This window comes from Hirschia sp. (assembly GCF_058892565.1).
This window is the reverse complement of sequence record NZ_JBZXVU010000008.1, coordinates 174,552-192,594: the sequence shown is the minus strand read 5'-3', so window position 1 is coordinate 192,594 and position 18,043 is coordinate 174,552. Positions and strand designations below refer to the sequence as shown.

General features: G+C 46.8%; 13 protein-coding genes. 7 read left to right on the top strand and 6 right to left on the bottom strand.

The window, feature by feature from the left end:
* Positions 1-149: 149 nt before the first annotated feature.
* Positions 150-1,265 (top strand): NADH:flavin oxidoreductase, encoded by a 1,116-nt coding sequence (locus tag AC5EF3_RS03690; protein ID WP_493547065.1) that lies wholly within the window; start codon positions 150-152, stop codon positions 1,263-1,265.
* Between the two features lie 21 nt (positions 1,266-1,286).
* Here the strand turns inward: AC5EF3_RS03690 and AC5EF3_RS03685 are convergent, their stop codons facing one another.
* A complete protein-coding gene (locus AC5EF3_RS03685; protein WP_493547064.1) occupies positions 1,287-1,841 on the bottom strand; it encodes a DUF4287 domain-containing protein in 555 nt (184 codons plus the stop codon).
* Positions 1,842-1,982: 141 nt separating this feature from the next.
* Here AC5EF3_RS03685 and AC5EF3_RS03680 point away from each other — a divergent pair, with 141 nt between their 5' ends.
* From AC5EF3_RS03680 to AC5EF3_RS03670, 3 genes are all read left to right on the top strand, one after another.
* Positions 1,983-3,359, top strand: a complete 1,377-nt coding sequence (locus tag AC5EF3_RS03680) for a chloride channel protein (protein ID WP_493547063.1) — start codon at positions 1,983-1,985, stop codon at positions 3,357-3,359.
* Positions 3,360-3,383: 24 nt separating this feature from the next.
* Positions 3,384-4,112 (top strand): HAD family hydrolase, encoded by a 729-nt coding sequence (locus AC5EF3_RS03675; RefSeq protein ID WP_493547062.1) that lies wholly within the window; start codon positions 3,384-3,386, stop codon positions 4,110-4,112.
* A gap of 134 nt (positions 4,113-4,246) precedes the next feature.
* Positions 4,247-6,628 carry an ATP-dependent helicase gene (locus AC5EF3_RS03670; RefSeq protein WP_493547061.1) on the top strand — a complete coding sequence of 794 codons (2,382 nt, stop codon included), beginning with the start codon at positions 4,247-4,249 and terminating at the stop codon, positions 6,626-6,628.
* 11 nt (positions 6,629-6,639) lie between these two features.
* On the opposite strand, the gene AC5EF3_RS03665 is transcribed toward AC5EF3_RS03670, so the two are convergent.
* Positions 6,640-8,310: a PKD domain-containing protein gene (locus AC5EF3_RS03665; protein WP_493547060.1), complete on the bottom strand. Its 1,671-nt coding sequence runs from the start codon at positions 8,308-8,310 to the stop codon at positions 6,640-6,642.
* A 521-nt stretch (positions 8,311-8,831) separates the two neighbouring features.
* On the opposite strand from AC5EF3_RS03665, the gene AC5EF3_RS03660 reads away from it, so the two are divergent.
* The gene (locus AC5EF3_RS03660; protein WP_493547059.1) at positions 8,832-9,395 is read left to right on the top strand and encodes a hypothetical protein; all 564 of its coding nucleotides are present in this window, start codon (positions 8,832-8,834) and stop codon (positions 9,393-9,395) included.
* A gap of 71 nt (positions 9,396-9,466) precedes the next feature.
* On the opposite strand, the gene AC5EF3_RS03655 is transcribed toward AC5EF3_RS03660, so the two are convergent.
* From AC5EF3_RS03655 to AC5EF3_RS03640, 4 genes are all read right to left on the bottom strand, one after another.
* Entirely contained in the window at positions 9,467-10,486 is a 1,020-nt protein-coding gene (locus AC5EF3_RS03655) for a phytase (RefSeq protein ID WP_493547058.1), read from the bottom strand.
* Positions 10,487-10,568: 82 nt separating this feature from the next.
* Positions 10,569-13,436, bottom strand: a complete 2,868-nt coding sequence (locus AC5EF3_RS03650; RefSeq protein WP_493547057.1) for a TonB-dependent receptor — start codon at positions 13,434-13,436, stop codon at positions 10,569-10,571.
* 463 nt (positions 13,437-13,899) lie between these two features.
* Positions 13,900-14,700 (bottom strand): hypothetical protein, encoded by an 801-nt coding sequence (locus AC5EF3_RS03645; RefSeq protein WP_015826266.1) that lies wholly within the window; start codon positions 14,698-14,700, stop codon positions 13,900-13,902.
* Positions 14,701-14,785: 85 nt separating this feature from the next.
* Entirely contained in the window at positions 14,786-15,100 is a 315-nt protein-coding gene (locus tag AC5EF3_RS03640) for a hypothetical protein (protein ID WP_493547056.1), read from the bottom strand.
* Between the two features lie 77 nt (positions 15,101-15,177).
* Between AC5EF3_RS03640 and AC5EF3_RS03635 the strand changes: the two genes are divergently transcribed.
* Both AC5EF3_RS03635 and AC5EF3_RS03630 read left to right on the top strand, forming a co-directional pair.
* A complete protein-coding gene (locus AC5EF3_RS03635) occupies positions 15,178-16,119 on the top strand; it encodes a 50S ribosomal protein L11 methyltransferase (RefSeq protein WP_015826264.1) in 942 nt (313 codons plus the stop codon).
* Between the two features lie 93 nt (positions 16,120-16,212).
* Positions 16,213-18,024: an aminopeptidase P family protein gene (locus AC5EF3_RS03630; protein ID WP_493547055.1), complete on the top strand. Its 1,812-nt coding sequence runs from the start codon at positions 16,213-16,215 to the stop codon at positions 18,022-18,024.
* Positions 18,025-18,043: the final 19 nt, after the last annotated feature.

Here is an 18,043-nt window from a genome sequence, read left to right as displayed (position 1 = left end):
CCTAGCGGCAACAATCTAAGCATGGAATCAAATTGGGTCGAGATTATGCCACGCTATAAGTATGAATAATAAAGTCTATTCACTGAATGAAACTTGAACGCTTTCTCTACAGCCCCAGCTAAGAACAAACATTGCAAGGAAATTTTTGTATGACTGATACTTCTTCGCTATTTCGTCCGATCAAAATTAAAGGGCTGGACCTTCCCAACCGGATCGTAATGGCACCAATGACTCGGGCATTCAGTCCCAAGGGTATTCCAGGTCAAAATGTGGCTGATTATTATGCCCGTCGTGCTGCGGCAGATGTTGGATTAATCGTCACAGAAGGCACGCTTATCCGCCGTGAATCCGCAGGCGAAAACGAGAACTACCCGCTTTTCTGGGGAGATAAACCTCTGGCGGGCTGGAAAACAGTAGTTGACGATGTGCATGCTGCTGGCGGAAAAATCGCACCTCAAATCTGGCATCAGGGTGCAGCTCGCGCTGAAGGTAGCGGACACTTTCCAGACGCAAACACCGACAGTCCATCAGGTGTCACTTTCGATGGTAAAGATCTAAATTACACACCAACAGAAGAAGACATCGCCGATATGGTTGCCGCCTATGCAGATGCGGCCCGTGATGCCATGAAACTTGGCTTTGACACTGTCGAAATTCACGGTGCACACGGTTATCTCATCGATGATTTCTTCTGGGATAAGACAAACAAACGTACTGATAAATATGGCGGAGACCTTGTTGGCCGCACGCAATTTGCTAAAGAAGTTATCCAGCAAGTGCGCGCAGCTGTGGGCGATGATACACCAATCATCTTCCGCTGGTCTCAATTTAAACCCTATGCCTATAAAGACAAACTTGCTCACAATCCAACCGAATTAGAGCCATTCCTTGGTGCTTTGGTGGATGCAGGTGTTGACGTTCTTCACGCAAGTCAACGTCGCTTCTGGGAACCAGAATTTGCTGATATTGATGGAGAAAAAGGCCTCAACTTAGCAGGTTGGTGTAAGAAACTGACAGGGATACCTTCCATCACTGTTGGCTCTGTTTGTCTCGATAATGACTTCCTTTCAACGTTTGGTGGACAGGAAGCAACGGGTGAAAGCAACATAGAAAATCTGATCGAACGGTTAGAACGCGAAGAGTTTGACATGGTTGCAGTTGGCCGCGCTCTACTTACCGACCCTGAATGGGCAACCAAGGTCAAAGAAGGCCGTCTGGAAGACTTTAAGCCTTTCGATAAAGACTCTCTAAAAACATTGGCTTAGCACAAAAATTCTTCAGCTCGCTTAGGCATTGTCATAAGCGAGCTGAAGCCATTTTTCTACTTCCTCATCAATGTCGTCTACTGACATCAATTTGATATTATGGCTCACCATGCCAGCAGGGTTTTTAGCAGCTTCCAATTTACCTTCCCCAGCTTGTCCCTTTAAAGATATCCCTAGATCAACACGTGATTTTGTACTTGGCTGGACCAATGCAAACTGTTTGGATCGACGCAAACTCACATACGCCTTCTTAGGTGCAATTTCGACATCATCTCCATATTTTTGAACTATTGAAATGATAGTCTCGTAAATTGGAAAAAGTGCCGCTTTAGCACCTCCATATTGGGCGGAAATTGGGTCTTCTTCCTGTGGTTCGGATTTTTGACGGAATAGATGCACAATCGTGTTTGCAAAACCATGAGTCACCCCATGGTCTGCCTTCAGAATTTTCATCAACTCGCCATGTTTGGATAGATTTGATTGAGCTAAAACGGAAAACCATTCTTCCAATGACTTACCTGTTTTATCAGGCATATTCTGTATCATTGTTTCTAAGTATTGATCTTGTGATGCCATAATTTCTATCCCACATTTTAACCACGACCCGATCAGTATTACATATTAATCGCCAAATATAATGCTCTATAACTAAATTTCCCGATCTCACTCTCTACAAGCGGTTGACGCAACGCCATTTGGGTGTGTCTAACAAGAAGCATGAAACGTTTATTCTCACCCGCCAGAAAACTCCTAAATAAACAAACATCGACGGCATCAAAGCTGTGGCCGATCGCGCTTGAAATGTGGGTTGTCGCTGCCGTTATCGGCATTGTGGTAGGGCTTGCGGTGATCGGTTTGCGCCGAGTGATCATGGCAGGAGAATTCTTTTTCTTCAGTGCAAAACATGAAAATCTAGCGACAGCTGCTGCTAGTCTTCCCCTATGGCAAATTATTGCTGCGCCGGTGACAGGTGGTTGTTTAGTTGGGATTTTATTGTGGATTGGTAGCAAGCTAGGGTGGGGAGATGACCCGCGAGCCTATGGCATTGCAGATGTCATCAAAGCCCGCCGTTTTCCCAAACGTATCGAAAAAACCGGCTTAAATTTTAAAGAAGGTCTGCTTTCGGTTGCGATCTCTGCCATTGCGCTAGGCTCTGGTGCATCAGCAGGTCGAGAAGGCCCTGCCGTGCATATGGGGGCCATGCTTGCACGCGCTGGAACAGTTTGGTTAAACCTAGATATGCGCAATGTTCGCACACTGATTGGGTGTGGGGCAGCAGCTGCGGTTTCGGCTTCTTTTCATGCGCCTTTAGCGGGTGTTTTGTTTGCGCGGGAAGTCATTTTACAACGCTATAGAACTGTGGATATCGGCCCTGTTTCTGTGGCATCTGTAGTTGCTGCATTGCTAGCCAGAGACAGCTTTGGAAACGAGCCAATTTTCGTTGCAAACATCATAGAAAACCCAGATGCGGCTCTCTTTTTAGGGACGCCTTTCATGGGATTACTTGCTGCTGGTCTTGCCCTAATTATGATCTGGCTGTGGTCAAAAGCACCAGAAACTGGCGAACAATTTGCCAAACACTTACGACTTCCTGTGTGGTTACTGCCGCCTTTGGGTGGACTTGCTATAGGTTTATTTGCGACTGCCTTCCCACAAATTTTGGGGGTTGGGTATGAAAGTACAGCCGCCGCGCTCGCCGGAAGTTATGGTGCACTATTTATGCTAATTCTGGTGTTTGCCAAAATGGCCGCGACGGCAATTTGTCTAGGTGCCAGATTTGGTAGCGGTGTTTTCTCGCCGTCGATTTATGTGGGCGCAATGCTGGGCGGAGCCTTTGGGGCTTTTTATGGCTGGATCACAGGTGACACTGAAACGGGTATGGCCTTTTTCACAATTGTGGGTATGGGCGCAGTTTCGGGCGCGGTCTTGGGTGCCCCTGTTTCAACCACCCTGATTGTGTTTGAATTAACCTCTTCCTACGAAACCGCTGCCGCCTGTCTGATATCTGTGTCTTTGGCCACAGTGCTGGTGCAATCTCGTGGCGGCGGTATCTTTGAGCGTCAGGTTAAAATGCGGATGCGCCAGAGTTATTGATCTGAGTTTTGAAACGGAGCCAATATGCCAGACTCATCCCTCAATATTGCAGATGCAAGCTTTGATCTGATCGGTATAGATGGAGATGACACGCTTTGGCATGATATCGGCAATTACAATCTTACCGAAGAAAAATACCGCACCATTCTGAGCGCTTATTGCGACTTGGAAAACATGGGTGACATTCTTCTAAAAACAGAACGCAAGAACCTAAAAATATTTGGTTTTGGTGTAAAGGGCTACACGCTTTCCCTGATTGAAACTGCAATTGAAATCACCAATGGCCAGATCAAAGCCGAGGGTATTCAGCAAATCATTGATCTTGGCAAGGAGATGATGTCTGGCTCAATCGACATTCTCGATTCTGTGATTGAAGCATTAGAATTACTGCGCCCAAGTTATAAAATCATCGTTATTACAAAAGGTGATCTCTTCCATCAGGAAGCCAAATTTGCACGCTCTGGATTGACCCATTTCTTTGATGGATTGGAAGTTGTCAGCAATAAGGATGTGCAGACATATGGTGCGCTTTTATCTCGGTATAAAGTTGCGCCAGAGAATTTCTTGATGGTGGGTAACTCTCTGCCATCTGATATTCTGCCTGTGCTAGAATTGGGCGGCTGGGGCGCTCACATCCCCTATCATACCGTGTGGGAAATGGAGCATTCAGACAAGGATATCAGCGATATCTCACGTGCTGTGACGTTAGATAGTTTGGTGGATGTTCCCAATCTCTTATTGGCGGATAAATAAGCTTTAAGCCGACTGCCCCTTTCCTCATTCCTGCCACTTGTTTACTATAGAACAAAATGCGAATCGTTGGGCCACAGAGATGCGCGCTAAACGGTTGACCGCATACTAGTTTTCCCAGACGTGAAGAGCCGATAATGAGCCATTCAGACGATTTTGATAATCTACCCATTTCCCAGCGCGCAATGGCGAGACCGCCGAGTGCGCCTGCGCGAGATGCCGATTATCTGGACGGGCTAAATGCCGAACAACGCGATGCTGTGGAAACAACCGACGGTGCGTTATTGGTGTTGGCGGGTGCAGGAACAGGAAAAACCCGTGTATTAACAACACGCTTGGCGCATATTCTGAACCAACGCAAAGCATGGGCCAGCCAAACACTGACCGTGACCTTCACCAACAAAGCCGCACGCGAAATGCGCGAACGGGCTGAAAAGCTGATTGGTGATGAAGCCCAATCTTTAAGCTGGTTGGGGACATTTCACTCTGTTTCGTCGAAGATTTTGCGCCGCCATGCAGAGATTGTGGGGCTGGAAAGCAATTTCACCATTATCGACACGGATGACCAATTACGCCTTTTAAAACAAATCATTGAAGCGGAAAACATCGATACGAAACGTTGGACTCCGCGCTTTATGGCGGGGCTAATTGATGGCTGGAAAAACCGCGCTGTAACGCCGGATAAAGTGCCTGCTGGTGAGGGACACGAATTTGCCAATGGGCGCGGCATAGAAATTTATAAGACATATCAACACCGTTTGCGGGTTTTGAATGCATGTGATTTTGGCGATTTGCTGATGCATTGTATCGCGATTTTCCAGAAAAGCCCCGATATTTTGGCCGATTATCACAAGCGTTTTAAGTATATTCTGGTCGATGAGTATCAAGATACTAACGTGGCGCAGTACCTTTGGTTACGACTTCTTGCGCAAGGAACGGGTAATATCTGTTGTGTTGGTGACGATGATCAGTCGATTTACGGTTGGCGCGGCGCGGAAGTGGACAACATATTGCGATTTGAGAAAGATTTCCCCGGCGCAAAAGTGATCCGGCTTGAGCGCAATTATAGATCGACCGCAAAAATCCTCGCTTGTGCCTCGCATTTGATTACCGCCAACCAAGACCGGCTTGGCAAAACATTGCACACCGAAGACGAAGACGGCGACGCGGTGAAAGTGCGCGGGCTTTGGGATGGCGAAGCTGAGGCGCGCTTGATTGGGGAAGATATTGAAAGCTGGCGCTCATCTGGCCGCAAATATGCGGAATGTGCGGTTATGGTGCGGGCCTCATGGCAGATGCGTCTGTTTGAGGAACGCTTCATCATGTTGGGCATTCCTTACAAGGTGATTGGTGGGCCCCGCTTTTTCGAGCGGGCTGAAATTCGCGATGCGATGGCGTATCTGCGGCTGATCCGATCTGAAAATGATGATTTAGCATTTGAGCGCGTGGTCAACCAGCCCAAACGCGGCGTTGGGGCAACCTCAATCCAGAAAATCCAAGTTGTGGCGCGGGAGATGGAACGCCCCCTCACCGTGACCGCCGAGATTATGCTGCGCGGCAATGAGATACGCGGCAAGGCGCAAACGGGTATTCGCGCTTTCCTGAATGATTTGGAACGCTGGCGGGCGCAGGCGCGCGAAATGGAGCATCCGCGCATTATGGAAATCATCCTTGATGAGAGCGGCTATACCGCCATGCTGAAGGCCGACAAAACACCCCAAGCGCAAACTCGCCTAGAAAACCTCAAAGAGCTTGTGCGGGCTATGGGTGAATTTGAAAGCCTGAATGCATTTATGGAGCATGTTGAGCTGGTGATGGATGCATCACAGGGCAATGAATCCGATGATCAGGTGCAAATCCTGACACTGCACGGGGCCAAAGGGCTGGAATGGCCGCAAGTGTTTTTGCCGGGTTGGGAGGAAGAGGTTTTTCCTTCCAAACGGGCCATTGATGAAGGCGGGATAAAATCTCTGGAAGAAGAGCGCCGCCTTGCCTATGTGGGCATTACGCGCGCGCGGGAGCGTTGCTATATATCCTTTGTGGCCAACCGCATGATTTTTGGCCGCTGGCAATCTGTGATGCCATCTCGTTTTGTGGATGAATTGCCGCCTGAACATGTGGATGCCGTCTCGGAAACGGGATATTCGGCTGCGCCCGATGGCATGAATAGCGCAGGATTTGGCGGTGTGAGCCGATTTGATAGCGATGAAAGCTTTGGTGGCTCTACCTATGAAAGCCCCGGCTGGAAACGCGCCCAAGCAGCCCGCAACACCACCGATGGCAGAGCCCAATATGGCAATTGGCCCCAGAAAAAACGCCCGCCGGATATCAACCCATCAGGCCGCCTCACCGCCACATCTGACCCCGCCGCAGCCTCTGGCCTAAAGCTGGGCCAACGCGTCTTCCACATCAAATTTGGCTATGGGAAAATCAAACAAATCGACGGCACCAAACTCACCGTCGACTTTGAAAAAGCCGGCGTGAAAAAGGTGGTCGAAAAGTTTGTTGAGGCGGCTTAGGTGATATTTGCCTATTTGAGTTCATCATAAAATTTTACTTGTTTATTTAATTTCGATCCAACCGCGAAATGCATCCAATCTCTATCGCCATTATTGGTGCTTTTAATAAGGTCGTTATCGAAACCAACATTCACATATTCTGGAGACGCAAAACTTCCAAACACTTCAGTTTGTTCAAATTCACTCCGAAAATATATCGCATATGGTGAATCTGGGCCGATAATCAGAATATTTTTATTCAACCCACTTTTAAACAGGCTCTCATTGATTAATTCTAAATCTGAAGGGGCTCCATCGGGTAAATCAAGCAATTCAACGATACGATCTTCCTCAAAAATCGCGACTTTATGATCGCCTTTGTAAGATCCAGTCGACAAAAGCATTGCTCCAATATTTGCATAGTCAATTTCGGTCGGAACTTCAAAAAATTCAATATCAATCAAACTGTAATGATGTTCCGGCGAAATTGAAATTGGAGAGCTACGCACAAAACCTAATGAAGTGCCTGCTTCGTTTAAACGATAAACATCAATTGATTGCGTTTCCTCATTGAAAAAACGGAAAACCATCGCCTGTACGCCACCAAATTCTTCACTTCCACCGCCCAGAAAGCCATCACAAAAATTACCATCTTCATTCAAAACAATTTTCGAGCTAAAACGGCCGCGTTTGTCCAAATCCTCGTTGGAGGAAGGCAAAGGGTTTGCATCATTTAAAACCGCTTCGAGTCCGCCTTGCGACCTCCCAACCAATATCGTGGTTGCAGCATAACTTCCGCTAGTCGTTATATCATTAAATTTGAGATTGGATGCAAAAGCTAAGCACGGCTTTGCGATCGATAAATTACCAGTTTCGACGTAAATCTCGTCCTGATCCAGCTGGGAATTAAAATAACTTTTCCTTCTAAATACCTGTAATTTATCTTTTTCTTCTGAAAGAAGCACTAGATCTAGATCGGATGCTGACAACCCACTCAAACTTATCTCAAGAACAAAACTAATGGGTGATACTGATGCTAATTTTTCAGAAATATACTCTGTAAATTGATATAATGGAGTGACACCATATCGGTAGCCATCACGATAGGTAATTAGGTCTAAAAAATTATCGTTTGTTCCGCTGGAAACATTTGGCACCATTACATCAACGTAGAACCCGTTTTGCCAACCTTGCTCGTAAATACGACTCTCTAACGCAAACTGTATATCACTAAAGTTATCTGGTAAAATCATCGTGTTGACTTCAGTGCCCCACTCTGTCGCCAGAGGAGTCAGCACAATTTTGCGGCCGATGATTTCGATTGTTTGGGTTGTTGAAGTTTTGCCATCAGAGACAGTAAGCTCGATTGTGTAGGTTTCATCGGCTGTGAGTTTTGGGACTTGAGCGGTGAAAGTGTCTCCGGTTTGCGTGCCTGCGCCAAGGTCGGGTCCGGCGATTTGCGACCAGCTATAAGTGAGGCTATCTCCGTCAGCATCGCTTGATCCTGCGGCGGAAAGGGAAATCTCTTGACGTTCATCCGTGACCACATTGGTCGTGGATATATCAGCATTTGGAGGCGTGTTCACTGCGGGTGCGCTTGGTGAAGGAGGCGTCGGGCTGGAAGATCCACCGCCGCCGCCGCATGCGCTAAGTGTTGTTGCAAGCGCGAATGCTCCAAGTGCTATGCACGATTTTAATTTCATCGGATTTCCCCCAACTCCTAATTTTTTATTTTCATCTTCGATAACAGCTATTTAGCCATTTTAGAATACAAATTCGTGACAGAAAAACGGATAAAGTCATGAATAACAACGCTGTTAGTTCACACATCACCCCTCACCGCCCCCAGAAGCAAATCAGATGCAGGAGATTTCTCGGGACGAATTGAACACAGGAGCCAAACTAAATTGGCAAGTGGAGCCTGACTTTCGTCAGGGTGACAGGTTGAATGTCCGGTTGGCAGTGTGCGTCAGGGTGACGGCGTCGGTTAGGCTGGCAGGTTGAGCGTGTTGGGTGAGTGGTCGGCAAATATCTAAATGTCATCCCAAACTTGATTTGGGAGCCACGCCGCAACAAGACTGGCCCTTCTATTCCATGACAAATCTTGGCGTGTCTTTGCTGGTTCAGCAATCTGTACGCTTAATTTAATCTCCGTCTTGATCATGGCTGAAAATTGCAGAATATAGATTTTCGTTTAGGTATTTTTTTGGGGAGATGCATCTAAATGCGAATGAAATTTTTAGCGCTTGGTGTCGCCGCATTATTTGTCTGCAACGCAGCGATGGGTCAGACGAAATCGGTTGATGAATATAAATCTATGAGCACATTCTGCTCGCTGGAGGCCAGTCAGCTTGATTGGCGAAAGTCGACTGAAGAAGCCAATCAGGTGAAGAATCTAAACCGGTGTAAAATGTCTTGTAAGACAGCTGCCGACATGATGCAGCAGGGTTTAAATCATCCACAATTGAAAAATAATGCGTTGGTTTGCGATCAATCTTTTTCAGAATTACCCGCCTCTATTTCATCCAAATACAATGGGCAGGCAACGCCCAAAGCCGAAACCCTGTTTACGGAGACAGAATTGTTGGCTTTTTCAGATGAATGCACCGCACTTGCGCAGCAATATCCGCAAATGTCAGCTAATAATAGAGAACCTAATTTCCTGAAATGCGCGCGTTTTTGTAAAAGCGCAGCACAGGAAGTTGCGAAAAATAGTCCGCGGCAAGGGTCGAAAATTCTTGCGTGTGAGCGTGAATATACTGGCTCGAAAGCCCGCCTCAATCCATAGATCGGGAAGGCGTTGAAAGCTTAAAACGAGCGGGCTAAATAAAGAAAAGCCCGCTCGTTTTACTTTATGGATTAATCGATTTGGAGCGCAGTTTGAATGCTTTCCCAATCTACGATTTTGAAGTTCTGGTCGACACCGCTTTTTGGGTTTCCATCATCTTGAACAACCAATATGCCCGCTGGATAGCCCGGCAATGATGCGGATGACACATCAAGGCCATCTGTGTGCGTGACAGCGTCAATTGCACCATCTGCACTGGCTGTGATTGTGATAATGCCGCGTGGTGCGTGCGGCGCTTTGCGGTCATAGACGACGAAACGGTCGGAAGCTTGCGCAGAAGCGACAAGATAGCCCTCGCCGTTTTCACCGCGCCAAAGAGAGAGACCTTCTGTGTCTGCGACAAGGCCGTTACCATCTTCGATGAAGTCAACTTTTTGGGGTGCAGAATCCGCATTGGCCAGATCAAGCGACCAGATGCCTTTTGTTTCTTCACCGATGAACAGCAGGCTTTGCTCTTCATCAAACACGCAGCCTTCAAGCTGAGTTTCGAGCTTGGCTGAACGCTCAAATTTCGCGCTGACTGTGCCATCCTCTTGGAGCGTGCCTGTCCAGATTTGAACAGTCCCATCTTTATAGGTCACGCCGGCTTGGTAGCTATTATTAAGATTGCCCATGCAAATGCCGTATGGCTCGACGATGTCGACAGGTGTGTCGTTTAGGTGTTGGACATTGCTTGTGGCCGGATCGATAGAGAACCAGCTAATACCGCCGGTTTCATCATTGGAAGCAACAGCAAGATTACCGCGCACATCAACATTATTGACAGCACCCACATCAAGAAACTGAAGTTCTTTACCTGCAAGCGAATAGACATGCAGGCCTTCGTCTTTGTTTGTGCCTAGAATGAGTGAATTCGCGACATCATTTGGCGATACCCATATGGCTGGATCATCAGCGCGATCACCAACGCCGACCATTGGGTCTGTTTCAGTTTGAGCGGGAATGCTCTTGATTTCAAAAGGAAGAACTTCTGGAGTTGTACAAGCAAAAGCAGCAAGCATTAGCGGAGCAAGACAGATTGAGCGCAACATAGGATTATCCGATCTATAAAATATATAAACGAAGGCTGGAAACAGTATAACCTGCTTCCAGCCCTCATTGTTTTGAACTTTACTAATAAGTGAAGCGTGCACCTATAATGAATGTACGTCCAAATTCGTCATATTGTGACAGACGACGTTGGTTTCCAAAATAGTAATATTCTGGCGCGTCAGTGAGGTTTTTACCCTCAACATAGAGCTGAATATTGTCATTTACAGTGTATTTGGCAGACGCTTCAACCAATGTGCGATCATCTGTGTAACGATCGAGATCTTCATCCACCAATTCATCAATTTGGTTGCCACGGAAATTGGCAGATACGCGCAGATCCCAAGGACCTTTGTCGTAGCCAAGCGCCATGTTCCAAACTGTGTTGGATTGTTGAAGGAAGGACACTTTGCGACCATCTGGCAATGTGCTTTCAGAGTCGCTTAGTGTCAGGTTGGCGGACAGAAGGAAGCCATTTAATGCTTCAGATAAATCGCCAAGGTTTTGAACATAGTTGAACTCAACCCCGTAAATCTCACTGTCACCGACATTGATAAAGGTGGCAACTTCTTCGATTTCGCCTGTGTCTACAACACCTGGAGAAATTTCATCACCCTCTTCGATACCATTTAGGAATTCTCCCGGGATAGCTGACAGGTCGATACTGTCTGGCAGGTCTTCAATGTCATATGTGGTTGGGAAAATCGCGTTGGAGATATCCTTGTAGAACACACCGACTGACATGACAGAAAGCTCTGTTGGGTAGAATTCTAAACCAAGGTCGAAATTGTTTGCTTCAAGTGGGTCAAGATTTGGGTTTCCGATTTCAGCTTCATCACGATCATCATTGATGAAGAAGAATGGTGCCATCTCGCCAAATGCAGGACGCACAACAGCCGCGTAATAAGCACCACGTGCAATCAACGTGTCCGAGAATGCATATTTCGCATTTATGCTCGGTAGAACATGCGTGTAGTCATTGGAGAAATTAGTGGTGACGGCCTCTAATTCATCTTCAAGGACGACGCGCCCTTCCAAATCAACATTTGTTTGCTCAACACGAACACCCGCAACAAGGGTTAGGTCACCAATATTGAAAGTACCCATACCGTAACCGGCAAAGATCTGCTCATCAATTTTGTAATCTTCACCATTGGAGTCAAAGAAGCTGCCTTCAACATCAAGATCATCATCGGTGAACGCATTGCGCAGTGAACGGGTCAGGTTTGCATCTGGCCATGTAGGTTGCTCATTCCCGATGCGCCAGTCTGGGATAAGGTTACCAGTGGAATAATCTGCGAGGTTGATAGAATCGTCTTCATAGACAAGCACATTTACATCGCGGATTTTTTCACGATCGCGGATTTTTAGTCCACCCTTCCAAGTGACAGGAATCTGACCGAGCAGTCCATCTTTGGAAATGTTAAACTTTGCTGCGACTTCAGTATCTTCATTCGCAGTGAACTCACGCTCAAACGCATCTAGATTGTAATTGGCAGGATCGTAAATCGCATCCAGAATTGCACCTTCGCTTAAGCGCAGAATTTTCGGGTCTGAATAATCTAGTGTGATGTTGCCCGGAACAACGTCTTGGATGTCTTCAAACCGGAAAGCTGCGTCGTGATTGTCGCTGTCGTCTTCTTCTGCATATGCATAGGAGATTTCATAATCTGTTTTCCAGTCATTCAAGACTGTCTCACCACCGATGGCGATTGTTTGGATTTGACGAACTTCGCGGCGAACACGAACTTCTGCTTGTGTCTCATTCAATGGGAAACTGGCTGAAGTGTCTGTCAGAGTTGAACCATCTGCAACAACTTCATTTTCATCATCATCCTCTTCGACCACATCCCCAAGATCACGGAAGGCAAGAACATTACGCACTTCATCATCTTCATAATTGTTGAAGAGCGTACGAAGGTAAAGGTCTGTGCTGTTGTTGACGCGCCAGTCAAAATTCCCAACAAAGCCAAGACGCTCACGGTTTAGGCCATACCAACGGTGTTCAGCACCATCAGAAAGGTAGAATGTGCCATCGTCTAGCTGGCTCCACTCATCGGCTTCGTTATTGTGTGCTTCGATACGCAAATCTTGGTAATTCGCGGACAAAGCAACACCGAATTTATCAGCAAAAACTTCAGAATATGTGAGTGCGGCTTTAGGAGAAATCTCTTCCGAAATTTCGTTGTATGCACCTTCAACTTTTGCGCGGATAATACGCCCGTCACGGTCAAAAGCGGAAATCGTTTTAAGGTTGATCACCCCACCGAGTGTATCTGCATCGACATCTGGGGTCAGAGATTTTTGAACTTCAATACCGTCAAGCAAATCAGAGGGAACACCATCAAGCAACACACCGCGACGATCTTCCGGTGAAGGTGTACGCACACCATTGATAGAGGCAGAGATTAGGTCTGGGTTGATCCCACGCACTGATACATAGCGGCCTTCACCTTGGTCTGTTTTGATGGAGAGACCTGGCAGGCGTTGAAGTGAGTCTGCCACAGTTGTGTCAGGGAAACTTCCAAGGCCATCAGAGTCGATGACTGAAAGAAAAGAGTTGGATGCACGCTGTTGGTTCAAAGCCCCCGCTTGAGCCGCCGCACTACCCACAATAATTGTGTTTTCCATATAGCGAACATCGTCACCAAGCTTTACATCAAGCGTAGCGCGATCTGTATCGATAACCACTGGCATAGTCGCGTTCGGCGCACCGATATATGAAACAGTTAAGTTGTATGTGCCTTCAGGAACGCCGCCAAAACGGTATTTACCAAAGCGGTCTGTTGTCGTTGTGCGGTTCAGCTCTTCGAGAACGACGCGTGCGCCTTCAAGAGGTGCTGCACCTGTTTGGTCTGTTACACGCCCATCAAGCACTTGTGCACTCGCAGCGCTTGCTAACCCAAGCCCCAAAAATGTTGCCGACAATAATTTTGATCGAGATAATGCCATGATTTTCCCCTCTTGGCTGAAGCCAGTGGGTTATCATCTGCAAAGCGACACTTTCGTGATATTTGTTAGACAGTTTTACGACAAAAACGCCGCCTAATAGCTTGCACTCGATCAAACTATTCAAATTGATGTATTGAAAGAAACAAAACAAACAGAAACATCCGCATAGGGACATTATGCGGGTATATTATATAAAGCCGGAAGCAGGGGCACGAGGTGCGCGCTTGGCGGATGTGATGTCAGCGCTTGGCTGACGGATATTATGTGCTGGTCCTGACCAATTATTCAGGATACCAGCGGCCTAAATGCCTCACGGCACCTCGCATGATGCGTTTAAGCATCACTCCAATCACACTAGCGTTCGCGAGCCGCCCCAATGAATGGATAGCCATAATATGGGGCGAAATGCGATCGCGTTGGAAAACTTTGCAGATATCCCCCACTCACTCAGGAGGATATGACGCTATTTCACAGCAGAGGCGGCGTCTTTTTTAGCTTGTTCTGCTTTAAAGGCTTTGTATTTTTCTTCAGCGAGCAACAATAGTCTATGCGCTTTTTGCTGGTCTTCACTTAGAGGCCCGACATAAAGCGGCATACCATCGGCTTGAAAGCCAAAATCATTTTTATTTTGACGAATATATTCGTGATAGGCTTTGGAAGACTTTACCTGAACCTGCGCAACAGACTGGTCGCCTGGGGGCAACGTATATTGCACACCCAATTGCATACGCTGTATTGGATTCAGATTTCCCACCCAATCACGAAAATGCTCTTCACTTTGCTCTAGCACATAGAACAAACCATCTTCGATATAGAGCACACCGTAATCATGCTTGACTTCCATGCCTTTATCAAAACATCCATCTCGATTTGCAGAATAAAGATGGAAAGGCCCTGTGACATGCTCAACGATGAAAAAATGGTTCTCGTCTTCGGATTCAACTTTGTAACAATGACCAACACGTTCAAGTGTGGGATGGTTGAGATTATCCAGAGGTAACGCGATCCATTCTTGGGATTTTATAAATTTTTGTTCTGGCAAAGAAAGAAAATCCATGCCTGAAAGTTCTTCTTTGGCGATTGATTGTTTCAATTTACTTTGGGTGACAACTCCGTAGATTTCACCTTCAGGAAAGCTGGTAATTGCATCCTTACTTGAAATGACATGCACATCATTTCTGTGGAAGGAGGCATCACACGCCGCAACAAGCAGCACAGAACACGATAGAAATACGGATTTAACTAGATTTGAAAATTGAAACATCTTTTCCCTCAACCAGAAACTTACCTAAGCGTATGATTTTAGGAAAGGACTGCCAACCGCTAATGCTGAGATTATCTCAAAACAATCAGACAAGAATATCCAATAATCGTTCTTGCATGTCATCGGCCACCTTCAAAACTGCCGTATTGGCTTTAAGTGCATGTTCTGCCTGTTTTTGATCCACGATCGCACCGACGAGATCACCCTGCTCATTGGCAGCTTTCACCGTGTTGGTGGCTGCTCTGTTGAACATTTGGCTGGCGTGTAGCACGCCGCTAGTGGCTGAAGAAATTGCGCTCATAGGGCATGTATCGCGCATCGCATTTAAAGCTGGATTTAAAAATAGAAAAACTTTTATCCTAAATGCAGCGTTCACCATAACGGCAATAAAGCCTTGCAAACTGAGACTTCCCCAAATGCTGAGTTTGTTCTATCAACGCTGGCATGAACCCATCCCCTGATTTAAGGCTGATTTGAATGTATAAAGTGAGCGCCATTTGCGACCGCGCAACTGCTGAACGTATTTCTGATGTATTGGCAGACATGGACCCATCTCCTGCTGGCGCAGTTTCAACAGAAGAAGCCACGCGCGTATCTTGGCGCATTGATGCATTTTGCCATGATGAAGAGAGCGTCCAAGCCTGTATCTCCATCATTGAAAGCGAAGGCGAAGGTTTATCCGCCGCACATGAAAAACTAGATGATAAAGACTGGGTTGCTGAAAGCTTGAAAGGTTTGCCTGCAGTAGAGGCTGGCCCTTATTATGTGGCGGGTGCCCATGAATTAACACGCCTTGCTGGTGGCCGTATTCCTGTATGGATTGAAGCAGGTCCAGCTTTTGGAACAGGCCATCACGGCACAACGAAGGGCTGCCTTGAAGCGCTAGCCGATGTCGCCAAGAAGCGTAAATTGGGCAAAGTGCTGGATATTGGGACCGGATCTGCTGTTTTGGCGATTGCCGCGATGAAATCGGGGGCGAGCATGGCTGTCGCGTCCGACATTGACCCTGAATCAATTCGCATTGCCAAAATTAACGCAGAAAACAACAAAATGGGCCGCAATCTGCATTTGTTAGTCGCAACAGGCGCAAACAATGCATTTATTCGCAATCAAGGTAAATACGATACGGTAATGGCCAACATTTTGGCGCGCCCGCTTGTTTCGCTTTCATCTGATATCAACAAACTGACTAAAGATGGTGGCTATATCATTCTATCTGGTTTGCTAAACCATCAAGAGCCACAAGTGAAAGCAGCTTTTGCTGGTCGCAATCTAGCGCTTGTGGACCGCCGCAGATTGGGCGCGTGGTCGACTTTGGTTTTCAAAAAGCCGTTAAAACAAAAAACCAAGAAACGTCCTGCACGTGACCCATGGATGGACGATAATCTATTTGATCCAGCAGAATATTTTGGCATATAGATAATCGTTAGAAGGATCTGGCTTGAATAATAGCTTACGAGTCTAGATATATAAGCTAGACAAATAGACCCTGAATTTACGGATAGGTATGATATGCGACAGACATTTGAAGTCACTGGCGGACCAGCACTCGGGCAAAGCAATCTGCCTTTGCTTCGCGGACAGATGAAAGCGCAAAATCTGGATGCTTATTATATTCCGCATGAAGATGCCTATCAAAATGAATATCTGCCCAGCGCATTTGATAGACTGACATGGGCAACTGGCTTCACCGGCTCTGCTGGCGCGGCCATGATATTGATGAATTCAGCCGTGCTATTCGTTGATGGGCGCTACACACTTCAAGCAGCCAAACAGGTGGATTCAAAGCTTTTCACGCGGGAAAGTTTGGACAAATTAGGCCCGTTCAATTGGCTGACCAAACAAAAGCTACACGGAAAACGTCTTGGTGTTGATCTTGAACTTGTCAGCCAAAATGCTTTTGAACAATTAGCTGATGCAGCGAGCCTTGCGGGCGTTGAAATTGTGCCGGTTGAGACAAACCCGATTGATGCCGCATGGCATGATCAACCGCCTGAACCTAAAGAATTAGTGGTGCCGCATGATGTTGTTTATGCAGGTGAAACACACGCTTCCAAACTAAAACGTGTTGGCGCATCGCTTTTAGATATTGCGGCTGACGCTGTGATTATCACATCGCCAGCTTCTCTAGCTTGGCTATTTAATATTCGCGGCGGAGATGTGAAATGTTCGCCGCTTCCGCTAGGTCGCGCCATTGTTTATGCCACTGGAAACGCTGATTTATTCTTACACCCAGTGAAGGTGAATGATGCACTGACAACCCATCTTAGCGATGTCACTGTGATGCCAATGTCCCAGCTTGAGGGGCGCATTGCCAAATTAAAAGGCAAAACAGTTTCCCTTGATCCAGCTTTAGCATCGGCTTGGTTTTTCAAAACAGTGACTGAAGCTGGCGCGAAAATAGCTGTGCAGGCCGATCCGTCAGCTCTGCCACGCGCGATAAAAAATGATGTTGAAATTTCTGGTTCTAAACAGGCACATTTACGAGATGGTGCTGCCATTACCCGCTTTTTGTGCTGGCTAGATTCTGAAGAGGTCCAATCTGGTCAGATCAATGAAATTCAAGCCGCTCAACGCCTAGAACAACACCGTGAAGAGCTACAAGGTTTAAAAGATTTATCATTTGAGACAATCTCTGGCGCTGGCTCTAATGGTGCGCATTGTCACTACCGCGTCAATGAAGCGACTGTTCAAGTTCTAGAAAAGAACTCACTCTATCTTGTTGATTCAGGCGGCCAATATCTAGATGGCACAACGGATATCACCCGTACTGTTGCGATTGGTGAGCCGACCCAAGAAATGAAAGAGCGCTATACTACCGTTCTTAAAGGGCATATTGCGCTAGCGCGATTGCGTTTTCCTGCCGGAACAACAGGATCAGCCATTGATGCGATCGCACGCCAACCTATGTGGGCGCTGGGATTGGATTATGAACACGGCACGGGGCATGGTGTTGGGTCTTATCTTGGTGTGCATGAAGGCCCGCAGCGCATTTCGAAAATGCCTAACTTTACCGCGCTTGAGCCTGGCATGATCGTATCGAATGAGCCGGGATATTATAAAGAAAATGAGTACGGCATTCGCATAGAAAACCTTCAATATGTTACGCAACCAAGAGATATTGTTGGCGGCGATATTCCTATGATGGAATTTGAGGCACTCACACTTGCGCCGCTTTGCTCGCGCCTGATTGAGCGCGGTATGCTGACGCCAGATGAATGGATCTGGGTCGATCGTTATCATCAGCGTGTGCTAAAAGAGCTAACACCGCTGCTTTCTGGCGAAGATTTGGAATGGCTAAAACAAGCCTGTAAAGATTTATAAAATTGTAAAGGGAGCCAAT

Bases quoted from the DNA above. Each gene is read 5' to 3' on its own strand.
- AC5EF3_RS03675 (WP_493547062.1), top strand. From the start codon at position 3,384: ATGCCAGACTCATCCCTCAATATTGCAGATGCAAGCTTTGATCTGATC.
- AC5EF3_RS03645 (WP_015826266.1), bottom strand. From the start codon at position 14,700: ATGTTTCAATTTTCAAATCTAGTTAAATCCGTATTTCTATCGTGTTCT.
- AC5EF3_RS03665 (WP_493547060.1), bottom strand. From the start codon at position 8,310: ATGAAATTAAAATCGTGCATAGCACTTGGAGCATTCGCGCTTGCAACA.
- AC5EF3_RS03685 (WP_493547064.1), bottom strand. From the start codon at position 1,841: ATGGCATCACAAGATCAATACTTAGAAACAATGATACAGAATATGCCT.
- AC5EF3_RS03670 (WP_493547061.1), top strand. From the start codon at position 4,247: ATGAGCCATTCAGACGATTTTGATAATCTACCCATTTCCCAGCGCGCA.
- AC5EF3_RS03655 (WP_493547058.1), bottom strand. From the start codon at position 10,486: ATGTTGCGCTCAATCTGTCTTGCTCCGCTAATGCTTGCTGCTTTTGCT.
- AC5EF3_RS03650 (WP_493547057.1), bottom strand. From the start codon at position 13,436: ATGGCATTATCTCGATCAAAATTATTGTCGGCAACATTTTTGGGGCTT.
- AC5EF3_RS03635 (WP_015826264.1), top strand. From the start codon at position 15,178: ATGTATAAAGTGAGCGCCATTTGCGACCGCGCAACTGCTGAACGTATT.
- AC5EF3_RS03690 (WP_493547065.1), top strand. From the start codon at position 150: ATGACTGATACTTCTTCGCTATTTCGTCCGATCAAAATTAAAGGGCTG.
- AC5EF3_RS03680 (WP_493547063.1), top strand. From the start codon at position 1,983: ATGAAACGTTTATTCTCACCCGCCAGAAAACTCCTAAATAAACAAACA.
- AC5EF3_RS03660 (WP_493547059.1), top strand. From the start codon at position 8,832: ATGCGAATGAAATTTTTAGCGCTTGGTGTCGCCGCATTATTTGTCTGC.
- AC5EF3_RS03630 (WP_493547055.1), top strand. From the start codon at position 16,213: ATGCGACAGACATTTGAAGTCACTGGCGGACCAGCACTCGGGCAAAGC.